This window comes from Enterobacter cloacae complex sp. P43RS, from assembly GCF_014930585.1.
GTDB classification, from domain to species: Bacteria; Pseudomonadota; Gammaproteobacteria; order Enterobacterales; family Enterobacteriaceae; genus Enterobacter; species Enterobacter bugandensis.
This window is the reverse complement of sequence record NZ_JADBRJ010000010.1, coordinates 61,903-77,097: the sequence shown is the minus strand read 5'-3', so window position 1 is coordinate 77,097 and position 15,195 is coordinate 61,903. Positions and strand designations below refer to the sequence as shown.

Below are 15,195 nucleotides of genomic sequence, written 5' to 3'. Positions count from 1 at the left end.
CCCGAAGTATTCAGGATGAGAACGTATAACGATGAAAAGCAGTAACAAATCCCGCTGGGCAATCGCCGCTGGCATCATTGTGGTGGTCCTTGCCGCCGCCTGGTACTGGCACAGTCAATCTGCAAACTCCGCCGCTCCCGCTGGCGCCAGCAGCCAGGCCCAGCGCCCGGCTGGCGGCGGCCGTCACGGCATGCGCGGCGGCGCGCTGGCACCGGTTCAGGCGGCAACGGCGGTGAGCAAAGCCGTTCCGCGTTATCTGACAGGACTCGGAACCATCACCGCCGCCAACACCGCCACGGTGCGCAGCCGCGTTGACGGTCAGCTCATCGCAATCCACTTCCAGGAAGGTCAGCAGGTCAAAGCGGGCGATCTGCTGGCGGAAATCGACCCGAGCCAGTTTAAAGTCGCCCTCGCTCAGGCGCAGGGGCAGCTCGCGAAAGACAAAGCCACCCTAGCCAACGCCCGTCGCGATCTGGCGCGCTACCAGCAGCTGGTGAAAACCAACCTCGTTTCTCGTCAGGAGCTGGACACCCAGCAGTCGCTGGTCAGCGAAACGCAGGGCACCATCAAAGCCGACGAGGCCGCCGTCGCCAGCGCGCAGCTGCAGCTGGACTGGAGCCGCATCACCGCGCCGATTGACGGACGCGTGGGCCTGAAGCAGGTCGATATCGGTAACCAGATCTCCAGCGGCGACACCACGGGCATCGTGGTGATCACCCAGACCCACCCGATTGATTTAGTCTTTACCCTGCCGGAAAGCGATATCGCAACCGTCATGCAGGCGCAAAAAGCCGGTAAAGGCCTGGTGGTGGAAGCCTGGGACCGCACCAACAAGCAGAAGCTGAGCGAGGGTTCCCTGCTCAGTCTGGACAACCAGATCGATACCACCACCGGCACCATCAAGCTCAAGGCGCGCTTTAACAACCAGGACGATGCCCTCTTCCCGAACCAGTTCGTGAACGCGCGAATGCTGGTCGCTACTGAAGAGAACGCGGTAGTGATACCTACCGCAGCGCTGCAGATGGGTAACGAAGGAAGCTTTGTCTGGGTGCTGAACAGCGACAATAAAGTGAGCAAGCATCTGGTGAAAACCGGGATTCAGGACAGCCAGACGGTGGTCATCAGCGCCGGGCTCTCCGCCGGCGACCGCGTGGTTACCGACGGCATCGACCGTCTCACCGAAGGCGCGAAAGTTGAGGTGGTTGAACCTGCAAAACAGGGAGCGACCTCCTGATGCAGGTTATGCCCCCGAGCTCTACAGGTGGGCCGTCACGCCTGTTTATCCTCCGCCCTGTCGCCACCACGCTGTTGATGGTGGCGATCCTGCTGGCCGGGATCATTGGCTACCGCTTTCTGCCCGTGTCGGCGCTGCCGGAGGTGGATTACCCAACGATTCAGGTTGTCACTCTCTATCCTGGCGCCAGCCCGGACGTGGTGACGTCCGCCATTACCGCCCCGCTGGAGCGCCAGTTTGGCCAGATGTCCGGGTTAAAACAGATGTCCTCCCAGAGTTCCGGCGGGGCATCCGTCGTGACGCTGCAGTTCCAGCTAACGCTGTCGCTGGACGTCGCCGAGCAGGAAGTGCAGGCCGCCATCAACGCCGCCACCAACCTGCTGCCGTCGGACCTGCCTAACCCGCCGGTCTACAGCAAGGTGAACCCGGCGGATCCGCCGATCATGACGCTGGCCGTCACCTCCTCCGCCATGCCGATGACCCAGGTCGAAGACATGGTCGAAACCCGCGTGGCGCAGAAGATTTCTCAGGTCTCCGGCGTCGGCCTCGTCACGCTGGCGGGCGGCCAGCGCCCGGCCGTGCGCGTGAAGCTTAACGCACAGGCGATTGCCGCGCTGGGGCTGACCAGCGAAACCATCCGCACCGCCATCAGCAGTGCCAACGTCAACTCGGCGAAAGGCTCGCTGGACGGCCCGACCCGTGCGGTCACCCTCTCGGCAAACGACCAGATGCAGTCCGCCGACGAATACCGTCAGCTGATTGTGGCCTACCAGAACGGCGCGCCGATCCGCCTGGGCGACGTCGCCACCGTGGAACAAGGCGCGGAAAACAGCTGGCTCGGCGCGTGGGCGAACAAGCAGCAGGCGATCGTGATGAACGTGCAGCGCCAGCCGGGCGCCAACATCATCGAAACCGCCGACAGCATCCGCACCATGCTGCCGCAGCTGATTGAAAGCCTGCCGAAATCGGTCAGCGTAAAAGTCCTTTCCGACCGCACCACCAACATTCGTGCGTCGGTCACCGATACCCAGTTCGAGCTGATGCTGGCGATTGCGCTGGTGGTAATGATCATTTACCTGTTCCTGCGCAACGTTCCGGCAACCATTATCCCCGCCGTCGCCGTGCCGCTCTCTCTGGTCGGGACCTTTGCGGTGATGGTGTTCCTCGACTTTTCGATTAACAACCTGACGCTGATGGCGCTCACCATCGCCACCGGGTTCGTGGTGGATGACGCCATCGTCGTTATCGAGAACATCTCGCGCTATATCGAGAAAGGTGAAAAGCCGCTGGCCGCCGCGCTGAAGGGCGCAGGGGAAATCGGCTTTACCATTATCTCGCTGACCTTCTCGCTGATTGCGGTGCTGATCCCGCTACTGTTTATGGGCGACATCGTCGGGCGGCTGTTCCGCGAGTTTGCCGTGACGCTGGCGGTCGCCATTCTGATCTCTGCCGTGGTGTCGCTGACCCTGACGCCGATGATGTGCGCCCGCATGCTGAGCCACGAGTCCCTGCGCAAGCAAAACCGCTTCTCCCGCGCCTCCGAGCGGATGTTCGAGCAAATTATTGCCGCCTACGGTCGCGTGCTGGCGAAAGTGCTGAACCATCCGTGGGCAACACTTGGCGTGGCGCTGGGCACGCTGGCGCTCAGCGTAATGCTGTGGATTTTTATTCCGAAAGGTTTCTTCCCCATCCAGGATAACGGCATTATTCAGGGCACGCTTCAGGCTCCGCAGTCGGTCTCCTTCGCGAACATGGCGCAGCGCCAGCAGCAGGTGTCTGAGATCATCATGAAAGACCCGGCGGTGGAGAGCCTGACGTCCTACGTGGGGGTGGATGGCACCAATCCGTCGCTCAACAGCGCGCGTCTGCAGATCAACCTCAAGCCGCTGGATGAGCGCGACGACCGCGTGAACGCCGTCATCGAGCGCCTGCAAAGCGCCGTGGCCCGCGTGCCGGGCGTTGAGCTTTACCTGCAGCCGATTCAGGATCTGACCATTGATACCCAGGTCAGCCGCACGCAGTATCAGTTCACGCTCCAGGCTACGTCGCTTGATGCCCTCAGCACCTGGGTGCCGCAGCTGGTTGAAAAACTTAACACCCTGCCACAGCTCGCCGACGTCAGCAGCGACTGGCAGGACAAGGGGCTGGCGGCCTACGTCAACGTTAACCGCGACACCGCCAGCCGTCTGGGCATCACCATGTCGGACGTGGACAACGCCCTGTATAATGCCTTCGGTCAGCGCCTGATCTCCACCATCTACACCCAGGCGAACCAGTACCGCGTGGTGCTGGAACACAACACCGAGCACACCCCCGGCCTGGCCGCGCTGGACTCGGTGCGCCTGACCAGCAAAGACGGCGGCATTGTGCCGCTGAGCGCCATCGCCACGGTGGAGGAGCGCTATACCCCGCTGTCGATTAACCACCTGGATCAGTTCCCGTCCACCACCATTTCCTTCAACGTGCCGGACGGTTACTCGCTGGGCGAGGCGGTGGAAGCCATCCAGGCTGCTGAAAAAGCGCTCAGCTTCCCGTCCGACATTCAGACCCAGTTCCAGGGCAGCACGCTGGCGTTCCAGGCCGCGCTGGGCAACACCGTCTGGCTGATCGTCGCGGCGGTCGTGGCGATGTACATCGTGCTTGGCGTGCTGTACGAAAGCTTTATCCACCCGATCACCATCCTCTCTACCCTGCCAACGGCGGGCGTGGGGGCGCTGCTGGCATTGATGCTGGCGGGCAGCGAGCTGGACGTTATTGCCATCATCGGCATCATCCTGCTTATCGGGATCGTGAAGAAAAACGCCATCATGATGATCGACTTTGCGCTGGCCGCCGAGCGCGAGCAGGGCATGTCGCCGCGCGATGCCATCTTCCAGGCCTGCCTGCTGCGTTTCCGCCCGATCCTGATGACCACGCTGGCCGCCCTGCTGGGGGCGCTGCCGCTGATGCTCAGCACCGGCGTCGGTGCGGAGCTGCGCCGCCCGCTGGGTATCGGTATGGTCGGGGGCCTGCTGGTGAGTCAGGTGCTGACGCTCTTCACCACGCCGGTGATCTATCTGCTGTTTGACCGCCTGGCGCTGTGGACCAAAAGTCGTTTCCCGAAACGTGAAGAGGAGGCGTAAGTGAAGTTTTTCGCCCTCTTCATTTACCGTCCGGTGGCGACGATTTTACTCTCCGTCGCCATTACCCTGTGCGGCGTGCTGGGCTTCCGGCTGCTGCCAGTTGCCCCCCTGCCGCAGGTGGATTTCCCGGTGATCATGGTCAGCGCCTCGCTGCCGGGTGCGTCACCGGAGACCATGGCCTCGTCCGTTGCCACGCCGCTGGAGCGTTCTCTTGGGCGGATTGCGGGGGTCAACGAGATGACCTCCAGCAGCTCGCTGGGCAGCACGCGCATCATTCTGGAATTCAGCTTCGACCGGGATATTAACGGTGCCGCCCGTGACGTGCAGGCGGCCATCAACGCCGCGCAAAGCCTTCTGCCGAGCGGGATGCCGAGCCGTCCGACCTACCGCAAGGCCAATCCGTCCGACGCGCCAATCATGATCCTGACGCTGACCTCTGACACCTATTCTCAGGGGCAGCTCTACGACTTTGCGTCGACCCAGCTGGCGCAGACGATCTCACAAATCAACGGCGTGGGTGACGTGAGCGTTGGCGGCAGTTCCCTGCCCGCCGTGCGCGTGGGCCTCAACCCGCAGGCGCTGTTCAACCAGGGCGTGTCGCTGGACGACGTGCGCTCCGCCATTAGCAGCGCCAACGTGCGTAAACCGCAGGGGGCGATTGAGGACGGCAGCCACCGCTGGCAGATCCACACCAACGACGAGCTAAAAACCGCTGCGGAATACCAGCCGCTGATTATTCACTACAACAACGGCGCGGCGGTACGCCTGAGCGACGTCGCCAGCGTCACCGACTCGGTGCAGGACGTGCGCAACGCCGGGATGACCAACGCTAAACCGGCGATCCTGCTGATGATCCGCAAGCTGCCGGAGGCGAACATTATTGAGACGGTGAACAGCATTCGCGCCCGCCTCCCGGAGCTACAGGAGACCATCCCGGCAGCAATCGATCTGCAGATTGCCCAGGATCGCTCCCCGACCATCCGCGCCTCGCTTGAAGAGGTGGAGCAAACGCTGATTATCTCCGTCGCGCTGGTGATCCTGGTGGTGTTCCTGTTCCTGCGCTCCGGCCGCGCGACGCTGATCCCGGCGGTGGCCGTGCCGGTGTCGCTGATTGGGACCTTTGCCGCCATGTACCTGTGTGGCTTTAGCCTTAACAACCTGTCGCTGATGGCCCTGACGATTGCGACGGGCTTCGTAGTGGATGACGCCATCGTGGTGCTGGAGAACATTTCCCGCCACCTTGAAGCGGGCGTGAAACCGCTGCAGGCCGCGCTGCAGGGCACGCGCGAGGTGGGCTTTACGGTACTTTCCATGAGCCTGTCGCTGGTGGCGGTATTCCTGCCGCTGCTGCTGATGGGCGGGCTGCCGGGCAGGCTGCTGCGGGAGTTTGCCGTCACCCTCTCGGTCGCCATCGGGATTTCGCTGGTGATTTCCCTGACGCTGACGCCGATGATGTGCGGCTGGATGCTCAAGCGCAGCAAGCCTCACTCGCAGCCGCGCCGCAAAGGCTTTGGTCGTTTTCTGATGGCGATGCAGGAAGGCTACGGCAAATCGCTGAAGTGGGTGCTGAACCATACGCGGCTGGTCGGCCTGGTGCTGATCGCCACCATTGGGCTCAACGTCTGGATGTACATCACCATCCCTAAAACCTTCTTCCCGGAGCAGGACACCGGCGTGCTGATGGGCGGCATCCAGGCGGACCAGAGCATTTCATTCCAGGCGATGCGCGGCAAGCTGCAGGACTTTATGAAGATCATTCGTGAGGATCCGGCTGTAGACAACGTCACTGGCTTTACCGGCGGCTCGCGCGTTAACAGCGGGATGATGTTCATTACCCTTAAGCCGCGCGGCGAGCGCAACGAAACGGCGCAGCAGGTGATTGACCGCCTGCGGGTGAAGCTCGCCAAAGAGCCGGGCGCAAACCTGTTTTTGATGGCCGTTCAGGATATCCGCGTCGGCGGGCGGCAGGCGAACGCCAGCTACCAGTACACGTTGCTCTCGGATGATTTAGCCGCCCTGCGCGAGTGGGAGCCGAAGATCCGTAAGGCGCTGGCCGCCCTGCCGGAGCTGGCGGACGTGAACTCCGATCAGCAGGACAACGGCGCGGAGATGGCGCTCACCTACGACCGCGAAACCATGTCGCGTCTGGGCATCAACGTTGAAGCCGCCAACAGCCTGCTAAATAACGCCTTCGGCCAGCGCGAGATCTCCACCATCTACCAGCCGATGAACCAGTATAAGGTGGTGATGGAAGTTGACCCGCGCTACACCCAGGACATCAGCGCGCTGGATAAAATGTTTGTGATTAACAGCGACGGCAAGGCGATTCCGCTCTCGTACTTTGCCAGCTGGCGGCCAGCCAACGCGCCGCTGTCGGTGAACCATCAGGGGCTGTCGGCGGCGTCGACCATCTCCTTTAACCTGCCCGCCGGTTCATCGCTTTCCGAGGCCAGCGACGCGATCAACCGCGCGATGACGCAGCTCGGCGTGCCGTCCACCGTGCGCGGCAGCTTTGCCGGGACCGCGCAGGTGTTCCAGGAGACGATGAACTCGCAGGTGATTTTGATTCTGGCGGCCATTGCCACGGTCTATATTGTGCTGGGCGTGCTGTATGAAAGCTACGTGCACCCGCTGACCATTCTCTCAACGCTGCCGTCGGCGGGCGTGGGGGCGTTGCTGGCGCTGGAGCTGTTTGGCGCGCCATTCAGCCTGATCGCGCTTATCGGAATTATGCTGTTAATCGGCATCGTAAAGAAAAACGCCATCATGATGGTGGACTTCGCGCTGGACGCCCAGCGCAACGGCAACCTCTCGCCGGAGGAGGCGATTTTCCAGGCCTGCCTGCTGCGTTTTCGTCCGATCATGATGACCACCCTGGCGGCGCTGTTTGGCGCACTGCCGCTGGTTATCTCGGGCGGAGACGGCTCAGAGCTGCGCCAGCCGCTGGGGATCACCATCGTCGGCGGCCTGGTGATGAGCCAGCTGCTGACGCTGTACACCACGCCGGTGGTCTATCTGTTCTTCGACCGCCTGCGGCTGCGCTTTTCGCGTAAAAACAGAGAAACGGTAAACGGGTAAATGACTGAGCTTCCCAGCAACGTTCGCTGGCAATTGTGGATAGTCGCCTTCGGCTTCTTTATGCAGTCGCTGGATACGACCATCGTCAACACCGCCCTCCCCTCGATGGCGAAAAGCCTGGGGGAGAGCCCGCTGCATATGCATATGGTAATTGTCGCCTACGTGCTGACGGTTGCGGTGATGCTGCCTGCCAGCGGCTGGCTGGCGGACAAAGTGGGCGTGCGGAATATCTTTTTTACCGCCATCGTGCTGTTTACCGCTGGCTCGCTGTTTTGCGCCCAGGCCAGCACCCTCGACCAGCTGGTGACGGCGCGCGTGCTGCAGGGCGTCGGCGGGGCGATGATGGTGCCCGTCGGGCGGTTAACGGTGATGAAGATTGTGCCACGCGAGCAGTACATGGCGGCGATGACCTTCGTCACCCTGCCCGGCCAGGTGGGGCCGCTGCTGGGCCCGGCTCTCGGCGGGATGCTGGTGGAGTACGCCTCCTGGCACTGGATTTTCTTAATCAATCTTCCTGTTGGCCTCATTGGCGCTATCGCCACCCTGACGCTGATGCCGAACTACAAAATGCAGACGCGGCGCTTTGATTTCTTAGGCTTTATTCTGCTGGCGGCGGGCATGGCTACGCTCACCCTGGCGCTCGACGGGCAAAAGGGACTGGGGATCTCCGCCCTGACGCTCGGGGTGCTGGTGGTTATCGGCATCACCGCCATTCTGTGGTATCTGTGGCATGCTCGCGGGAATGACCAGGCGCTGTTCAGCCTGAACTTATTTAAAAATCCCACCTACCGCCTTGGCCTGTTCGGCAGCTTCGCCGGACGTATCGGCAGCGGCATGCTGCCGTTTATGACGCCCGTGTTTCTGCAAATTGGCATGGGGTTTTCGCCGTTTCACGCGGGCCTGATGATGATCCCGATGGTGCTCGGCAGCATGGGGATGAAGCGCATCGTGGTGCAGGTGGTGAACCGCTTTGGCTACCGTCACGTGCTGGTGGCCGCCACACTGGGGCTGTCGCTGGTGAGCCTGCTGTTTATGACCGTGGCGCTGATGGGCTGGTACTACGTCCTGCCACTGGTGCTGTTCTGCCAAGGGATGATCAACTCCATGCGCTTCTCGTCGATGAATACCCTGACGCTGAAAGACCTGCCGGACGATCTGGCGAGCAGCGGCAACAGCCTGCTGTCGATGATCATGCAGCTCTCCATGAGCGTGGGCGTGACCATCGCGGGTTTACTGCTCGGCATGTACGGCCAGCATCACCTCAGCGTCGACACGCCGGTGGCGCATCAGGTCTTTTTGTATACCTATCTCAGCATGGCGGTCATCATCGCCCTGCCCGCTTTCATCTTTGCCAGAGTGCCGGATGATACCAGCAAGAACGTCGTGATTAGGCGCGGCAAAAGGAGTGGCTCATGAAATTCTGGCGTCCGGGTATTACCGGCAAGCTCTTCGTGGCGATTTTTGCCACCTGTATCGTCCTGCTGATCACTATGCACTGGGCGGTGCGGATCAGCTTTGAGCGCGGTTTTATTGATTACATCAAGCATGGCAATGAACAGCGTTTACAGGGCTTAAGCGATGCGCTGAGTGAACAGTACGCCCAGCACGGCAACTGGCGTTTTCTGCGCAACAATGACCGCTTTATTTTCCAGATCCTGCGCTCGCTGGAGCACGATGCCGGCGACGATCGGCCTGGCCCGGGCATGCCGCCGCACGGCTGGCGCACCCAGTTCTGGGTAATCGATCAGGATATGCGCACGCTGGTGGGCCCGCGCGCGCCGATACCGCCGGACGGCACCCGCCGGGCGATTAAGGTGAATAACGCGACCGTCGGCTGGGTTATCGCCTCACCGGTGGAGCGCCTGACGCGCAACACCGATATCAACTTTGACCGCCAGCAGCGCCGGACCAGCTGGCTGATCGTCGCTCTCTCCACCCTGCTCGCTGCGCTCGCCACCTTCCCGCTGGCGCGCGGTCTGCTCGCGCCGGTGAAACGCCTGGTGGAAGGCACGCACAAGCTGGCCGCCGGGGATTTCACCACCCGCGTCGACACCCGCAGCCAGGACGAACTGGGCAAGCTGGCGCAGGACTTTAACCAGCTCGCCAGCACGCTGGAGAAAAACCAGCAGATGCGCCGCGACTTTATGGCCGATATTTCCCACGAGCTACGCACCCCACTGGCGGTGCTGCGCGGCGAGCTGGAAGCCATTCAGGACGGCGTGCGCCAGTTTACGCCCGAATCGGTGGCCTCCCTGCAGGCGGAGGTGGGCACGCTCACCAAGCTGGTGGACGATCTCCACCAGCTATCCATGTCCGACGAAGGGGCGCTGGCCTACCAGAAGGCGCCCGTTGATGTGATTAACGTGCTCGAAGTTGCCAGCGGCGCCTTCCGCGAGCGCTTTGCCAGTCGCAACCTGAAAATCGACCTCTCCCTGCCGGACAGCGCGGTGGTATTTGGCGACAAAGACCGGCTGATGCAGCTGTTCAACAACCTGCTGGAGAACAGCCTGCGCTACACCGACAGCGGTGGCGGGCTGCATATCTCCGGCAGGCAGGACAACGGGCGCTTCGCCCTCACCTTCGCGGATTCCGCCCCCGGCGTGCAGGACGCGCAGCTGGAAAAATTGTTCGAGCGCTTTTACCGCACCGAAGGCTCCCGCAACCGCGCCAGCGGCGGTTCCGGCCTGGGGCTGGCGATTTGCGTTAACATCGTCGAGGCGCATAATGGCACCATTCGCGCCGCCCATTCGCCTTTTGGCGGGGTTAGCATTACAGTAGAGTTACCTCTGGAACGGGATTTATCGAGAGAAGTATGACCGAGTTACCGATTGACGAAAACACGCCGCGCATTTTGATCGTCGAAGACGAACCCAAGCTGGGACAGCTGCTGATCGACTATTTACGCGCGGCCAGCTATGCCCCGTCACTGATCAGCCACGGCGACCAGGTGCTGCCGTACGTGCGCCAGACCCCGCCGGATCTTATCCTGCTGGATTTAATGCTGCCTGGCGTTGATGGCCTGACCCTGTGCCGGGAGATTCGTCGCTTCTCCGACGTGCCTATTGTCATGGTTACCGCTAAAATCGAAGAGATTGACCGTCTGCTGGGGCTCGAAATCGGCGCGGACGACTACATCTGCAAGCCCTATAGCCCGCGTGAGGTGGTGGCCCGCGTGAAAACCATTCTGCGCCGCTGCAGGCCGAAGCGCGAGCTTCAGATGCTGGACGCCGAAAGCCCGCTGATTGTGGATGAGAGCCGCTTCCAGGCGAGCTGGCGCAGCAAGCTGCTGGACCTCACCCCTGCGGAGTTCCGCCTGCTGAAAACCCTCTCCCACGAGCCGGGAAAAGTCTTCTCACGCGAACAGCTGCTGAACCACCTGTACGACGATTACCGCGTGGTGACCGATCGCACCATCGACAGCCACATCAAAAACCTGCGCCGCAAGCTGGAGGCGCTGGACGCCGAGCAGTCGTTTATTCGTGCGGTGTATGGCGTGGGGTATCGCTGGGAAGCGGATGCGTGCAGGATTGCCTAGTTAGCCGCTGGTCAATCCAGGCCGGGTAAGGCGAAGCCGCCACCCGGCACAATAACTTTACCTCCCTGCCCCGCAGCGCTACAATGCCCGCCCTTAAAGTGGGGGATCTCCCCTTACCGCTGCACCTGGTGCATGCGGATCTGACCTGTCATCAGAACGAGAACAAACATGTTTAAACCGGAACTCCTTTCCCCGGCGGGAACGCTGCAAAATATGCGTTACGCTTTCGCCTATGGCGCTGACGCCGTGTATGCGGGCCAGCCGCGCTACTCGCTGCGCGTGCGTAACAACGAATTCAACCACGAGAACCTGCAGCTCGGCATCAACGAGGCGCATGCTCTGGGTAAAAAATTCTACGTGGTGGTCAACATCGCGCCGCACAACGCCAAGCTGAAAACGTTCATCCGTGACCTGAAGCCAGTAGTGGATATGGGGCCGGACGCGCTGATCATGTCGGACCCGGGTTTAATCATGCTGGTTCGGGAGAACTTCCCGGAAATGGATATTCACCTCTCCGTACAGGCTAACGCCGTCAACTGGGCGACGGTAAAATTCTGGAAGCAGATGGGGCTGACCCGCGTCATTCTGTCCCGCGAGCTTTCGCTGGAAGAGATTGAAGAGATCCGCACTCAGGTGCCGGACATGGAAATTGAAATCTTCGTTCACGGCGCGCTGTGCATGGCCTACTCCGGCCGCTGCCTGCTCTCTGGCTATATCAACAAGCGCGACCCGAACCAGGGCACCTGCACCAACGCCTGCCGCTGGGAATATAACGTCCAGGAAGGCAAAGAGGACGATATCGGCAACATCGTCCACAAGCATGAGCCGATCCCGGTGACGAACGTTGAGCCAACGCTGGGCATCGGCGCGCCAACCGACAGCGTGTTTATGATTGAAGAAGCCAAGCGTCCGGGCGAGTACATGACCGCCTTTGAAGACGAGCACGGCACCTACATCATGAACTCGAAAGATCTGCGCGCCATCGCCCACGTTGAGCGCCTGACGCAGATGGGCGTGCACTCCCTGAAGATCGAAGGCCGCACCAAATCCTATTACTATTGCGCGCGTACCGCACAGGTGTACCGCAAAGCCATCGACGATGCGGCTGCCGGTAAACCGTTCGATACCAGCCTGCTGGAAACGCTGGAAGGCCTGGCGCACCGCGGCTATACCGAAGGCTTCCTGCGCCGTCATACCCACGACGACTACCAGAACTACGAGCACGGCTACTCCGTTTCCGAACGCCAGCAGTTTGTCGGCGACTTCACCGGCGAGCGCAAAGGCGCGCTGGCGGCGGTGGCGGTGAAAAATAAGTTCACCAAAGGCGACAGCCTGGAGCTGATGACCCCGCAGGGCAACATGAACTTCACGCTGGAGCATCTGGAAAACGGCAAAGGCGAAGCGATTGAGGTTGCGCCGGGCGACGGGCATACCGTCTGGCTGCCGGTTCCGGAAGAGGTGGAGCTGAAGTTCGCGCTGCTGATGCGTAACTTCAACGGTGAAAGCACCCGAAACCCACACGGCAAATAGTCAATCAGGGAAATTTTTTCGCGCTGGGATAATTCTTAGAATCGGATCACATACCGCTTCGTTCAATACGGGTATTATCCCACGCGCTGAAAAACATAACCCATAAATGCTAGCTGTACCAGGAACCACCTCCTTAGCCTGCGTAATCTCCCTTACGCGGGCTTATTTTTTTGTTTTAACCAAATGAAATAAAAGGATTTATTTCAGGTCACGTCCACACATTGACCACATCGAAAAAAAGCCCTGCCTTGAGCGGGGCTTTACTTTTTGTTTCATACGGTGCCAGAATAAGACTCAAGCATATGTTTAATAAGGAAATTACATTGAAATTCTTTAAAGCAGTAGCTTTTTTAACTCTTGTCCTAACGTCCTACACCGCACAGGCAAATGATATCTCTGTACTGAAAAAATCTCTCAAGCCGTGGCAGCCGATTGAAGTTTCGAAAAGTGGCGACACACTTACGGTGGTACTAAACGAAAATCAAGTAACACCAACAATTTATGATACGGTCATTAGCACCGGTGTTTGCATGGATATCTGGACAAAGGATGTACCCGCCAATTACCTCGAAAAAGTAAAGGAACTCCATATTCTTAATAAGCACAAATTCAAAGGCTACGTGCTGGAACAACCTTTAGCCACCTGTAACGAAATGGGTAAAGAACAACCCGAAAGAGCAAAAGTGATTATGCTTTCGCATACTCATCTTTTCTGATCCACTGAATACAAAAAGCCCCGCATTTGCGGGGCTTTCTTTTGGTTACATCCAGGTGATTTGTTGCTGGCCTGATTGGGTCGGGTGCGGTGGTGCTGGCACTACTTCACCCGGCGAAACGATAAAGCGCTCGACCGTTTCAGTGGTCACAAACGTTGCGCTGCAGTTGATGTTAGTGCACTGGTGATAACGCTCTTTGGTCGTGTCAGTAAAATACCGACTTGTACGAGCGTGGGCGGCGTAATGACATTTTGGACAGTGAAACATGGCGAGCACCTCAAAGCGTTATTGATGCATTAATTTTAACCATTAAAGCCTTATATATCAAACACATAAGGCAATTTTATTGCATCATCTCTTCGCTTTCATACTCCACATCCGAAACCTTAACCTCAAGCTCTAAGCCCGTCGTGTAGCCGTTCCCGTTAAGGTTATGCACCACCCGGCTGATTATCCATGCCTGCTCGTCTATAACGCGCTTAAAGCCTTTGACTGCTATCGGCGTTTCAGGAAATAAATCTGCCCGACCAATAGCCAGCGAGATTGAAAACTCCGCGACGCCGCGCTGCAGCTTGTCCCACTTTGCCTGAGCGGCGCGCATGGCCTGCGCCTTTGTCGCGTAGATGGTCGTCAGCTCCAGCACGTTGTCAGACTCACCGACCATGTACTCGCCCTCGCGCGCTTCCTGCTCTTTTTTGGCTTTAGCCTTTGCCGGTGCTTTGGTAGCTTTCGGATGCTGCAGCGCGCGGAGGTGCTTCTCTTTGGGTTTACGCTTAAGCTTGACCTTTTGCTTTTGCGGCTTCGGGTCTCGGGTGTGCAGCCATTTCGCCGTAACGCCGGTGTAGGCTTCGCGGTCAGCGATGGCAAACTGATGCCGGTCGCCGTCGCCGCGTTCAAGTGTCATCTGCGGAATGGGCTTCCCGCTGGCCGTCTTACCGCTTCCGGCTTTCAGAAATAACAGATTCCCCGCTTTTACAGAGACCGCCGCACCGTTCCGGTCAGCCAGGCGGGAAAGAAACGCCGCGTCGGATTCCTGCGACTGGTCAATGTGAGAGACCGGGATCGCTTTCAGCGTGTCGGCCACGCTGGCTGTCAGCTTATTGCGCGCTGCAATGGTCTCAACAATGACCCCGAGCGTGGTGTCGTGCCATGACTGCTCCCGGCGGGAATTGAGCGACCCGCGAAAATCAGCGCTGCGCCCCCGGATAGTCAGCGTATCAGGCGCGCCCCGGTGCTCGATTTCATCGACCGTAAAAGTGCCTTTTTTTATCAGGGCGCTATCCTGCCAGCCCAGCCACAGCGTTAACGTTGCGCCGCGCGGGGGCAATGCGATTTGCCCGTCGACATCATCGAGCTCGATATCGAGCTGGTCGGCCTCGAATCCGCGATTATCGGTCATGGTCAGGCTGATAAGGCGGTCACTGAAATCCTGCGTAATATCCTCGTTATCCAGCTTGAGCATAAACGCCGGGGCAATCTTTGCACCGGCCTGAATATTCATACCCGTAATCATCCTGCCAGCCCTCCCAGCCAGTCACCGGCAGACGTAACCAGATTGTCGGCCTGCGTTTTCAGGTCGCCGTAAATCGCCGCGAGCGACTCATCGACGCGTTTCAGCGACAGGCTAAACTCGATTTTTCTGGCCGCGCCGTCGCTGAATAATTCGGTGTGCGTATGGCTCACCTTATCGATGACATACATGCCGTGGATCATGCCCGTTCCGTCAATCAGCGGCCACGCTCTGCCCTCGTCTGCCATCAGCTCGATGGCGGTCAGTGACAGACGGCCGCCGGTGATTTCCGGGTACAGCACGCCCGAAAGCGTGCGCGAGGTTTCCCCTTCCCCAAGAAACTGGTAGGCCGGGGGTTTGCCGATGCGGTCATTTGACGCCCAGCGGTACTCTTTCGAATACTGCATTGACTGATACGGCAGCGTGCGGCGCTCAAACACAAATAAACCTAAAACCATTAACATGCTTTA

The 15,195-nt window shown here is 59.7% G+C and carries 11 protein-coding genes; 8 read left to right on the top strand and 3 right to left on the bottom strand.

What is annotated here, in order from left to right; translation table 11 throughout:
- Nucleotides 1-31 precede the first annotated feature (31 nt).
- The 8 genes from IM294_RS18335 (at nt 32) to IM294_RS18300 (ending at nt 13,215) form a co-directional block, all read left to right on the top strand.
- Complete coding sequence (locus IM294_RS18335) at nt 32-1,234, top strand: MdtA/MuxA family multidrug efflux RND transporter periplasmic adaptor subunit (protein ID WP_126818233.1); 1,203 nt, start codon at nt 32-34, stop codon at nt 1,232-1,234.
- A complete protein-coding gene (locus IM294_RS18330; protein ID WP_049000319.1) occupies nt 1,234-4,356 on the top strand; it encodes an MdtB/MuxB family multidrug efflux RND transporter permease subunit in 3,123 nt (1,040 codons plus the stop codon). The genes IM294_RS18335 and IM294_RS18330 overlap by 1 nt, the downstream gene beginning before the upstream one ends.
- Nucleotides 4,357-7,434 (top strand): multidrug efflux RND transporter permease subunit MdtC, encoded by a 3,078-nt coding sequence (gene mdtC, locus IM294_RS18325; protein WP_049000321.1) that lies wholly within the window; start codon nt 4,357-4,359, stop codon nt 7,432-7,434.
- A complete protein-coding gene (locus IM294_RS18320; RefSeq protein WP_126818231.1) occupies nt 7,435-8,850 on the top strand; it encodes an MFS transporter in 1,416 nt (471 codons plus the stop codon).
- The gene (gene baeS, locus IM294_RS18315; RefSeq protein WP_028013813.1) at nt 8,847-10,250 is read left to right on the top strand and encodes a two-component system sensor histidine kinase BaeS; all 1,404 of its coding nucleotides are present in this window, start codon (nt 8,847-8,849) and stop codon (nt 10,248-10,250) included. The genes IM294_RS18320 and baeS overlap by 4 nt, the downstream gene beginning before the upstream one ends.
- Nucleotides 10,247-10,969 (top strand): two-component system response regulator BaeR, encoded by a 723-nt coding sequence (baeR, locus tag IM294_RS18310; RefSeq protein ID WP_047367938.1) that lies wholly within the window; start codon nt 10,247-10,249, stop codon nt 10,967-10,969. The genes baeS and baeR overlap by 4 nt, the downstream gene beginning before the upstream one ends.
- Before the next feature lie 168 nt (nt 10,970-11,137).
- Nucleotides 11,138-12,499: a tRNA 5-hydroxyuridine modification protein YegQ gene (gene yegQ / locus IM294_RS18305; protein ID WP_008500866.1), complete on the top strand. Its 1,362-nt coding sequence runs from the start codon at nt 11,138-11,140 to the stop codon at nt 12,497-12,499.
- Between the two features lie 221 nt (nt 12,500-12,720).
- A complete protein-coding gene (locus tag IM294_RS18300; protein WP_227015686.1) occupies nt 12,721-13,215 on the top strand; it encodes a hypothetical protein in 495 nt (164 codons plus the stop codon).
- A gap of 45 nt (nt 13,216-13,260) precedes the next feature.
- Here the strand turns inward: IM294_RS18300 and IM294_RS18295 are convergent, their stop codons facing one another.
- From IM294_RS18295 to IM294_RS18285, 3 genes are all read right to left on the bottom strand, one after another.
- Nucleotides 13,261-13,482 (bottom strand): DNA-binding transcriptional regulator, encoded by a 222-nt coding sequence (locus IM294_RS18295; RefSeq protein WP_072126440.1) that lies wholly within the window; start codon nt 13,480-13,482, stop codon nt 13,261-13,263.
- A gap of 76 nt (nt 13,483-13,558) precedes the next feature.
- Nucleotides 13,559-14,728: a phage late control D family protein gene (locus IM294_RS18290; RefSeq protein WP_182410581.1), complete on the bottom strand. Its 1,170-nt coding sequence runs from the start codon at nt 14,726-14,728 to the stop codon at nt 13,559-13,561.
- On the bottom strand, nt 14,725-15,189 hold the full coding sequence (locus IM294_RS18285; RefSeq protein WP_193360376.1) for a phage tail protein: 465 nt from the start codon (nt 15,187-15,189) through the stop codon (nt 14,725-14,727). Before IM294_RS18285 ends, IM294_RS18290 begins: the two co-directional genes overlap by 4 nt.
- Nucleotides 15,190-15,195: the final 6 nt, after the last annotated feature.

Excerpts from the sequence above, each read along its gene's own strand:
- IM294_RS18335 (WP_126818233.1), top strand. The coding sequence starts at position 32 with ATGAAAAGCAGTAACAAATCCCGCTGGGCAATCGCCGCTGGCATCATT.
- IM294_RS18330 (WP_049000319.1), top strand. The coding sequence starts at position 1,234 with ATGCAGGTTATGCCCCCGAGCTCTACAGGTGGGCCGTCACGCCTGTTT.
- IM294_RS18320 (WP_126818231.1), top strand. The coding sequence starts at position 7,435 with ATGACTGAGCTTCCCAGCAACGTTCGCTGGCAATTGTGGATAGTCGCC.
- baeS (WP_028013813.1), top strand. The coding sequence starts at position 8,847 with ATGAAATTCTGGCGTCCGGGTATTACCGGCAAGCTCTTCGTGGCGATT.
- baeR (WP_047367938.1), top strand. The coding sequence starts at position 10,247 with ATGACCGAGTTACCGATTGACGAAAACACGCCGCGCATTTTGATCGTC.
- yegQ (WP_008500866.1), top strand. The coding sequence starts at position 11,138 with ATGTTTAAACCGGAACTCCTTTCCCCGGCGGGAACGCTGCAAAATATG.
- IM294_RS18295 (WP_072126440.1), bottom strand. The coding sequence starts at position 13,482 with ATGTTTCACTGTCCAAAATGTCATTACGCCGCCCACGCTCGTACAAGT.
- IM294_RS18290 (WP_182410581.1), bottom strand. The coding sequence starts at position 14,728 with ATGATTACGGGTATGAATATTCAGGCCGGTGCAAAGATTGCCCCGGCG.
- IM294_RS18285 (WP_193360376.1), bottom strand. The coding sequence starts at position 15,189 with ATGTTAATGGTTTTAGGTTTATTTGTGTTTGAGCGCCGCACGCTGCCG.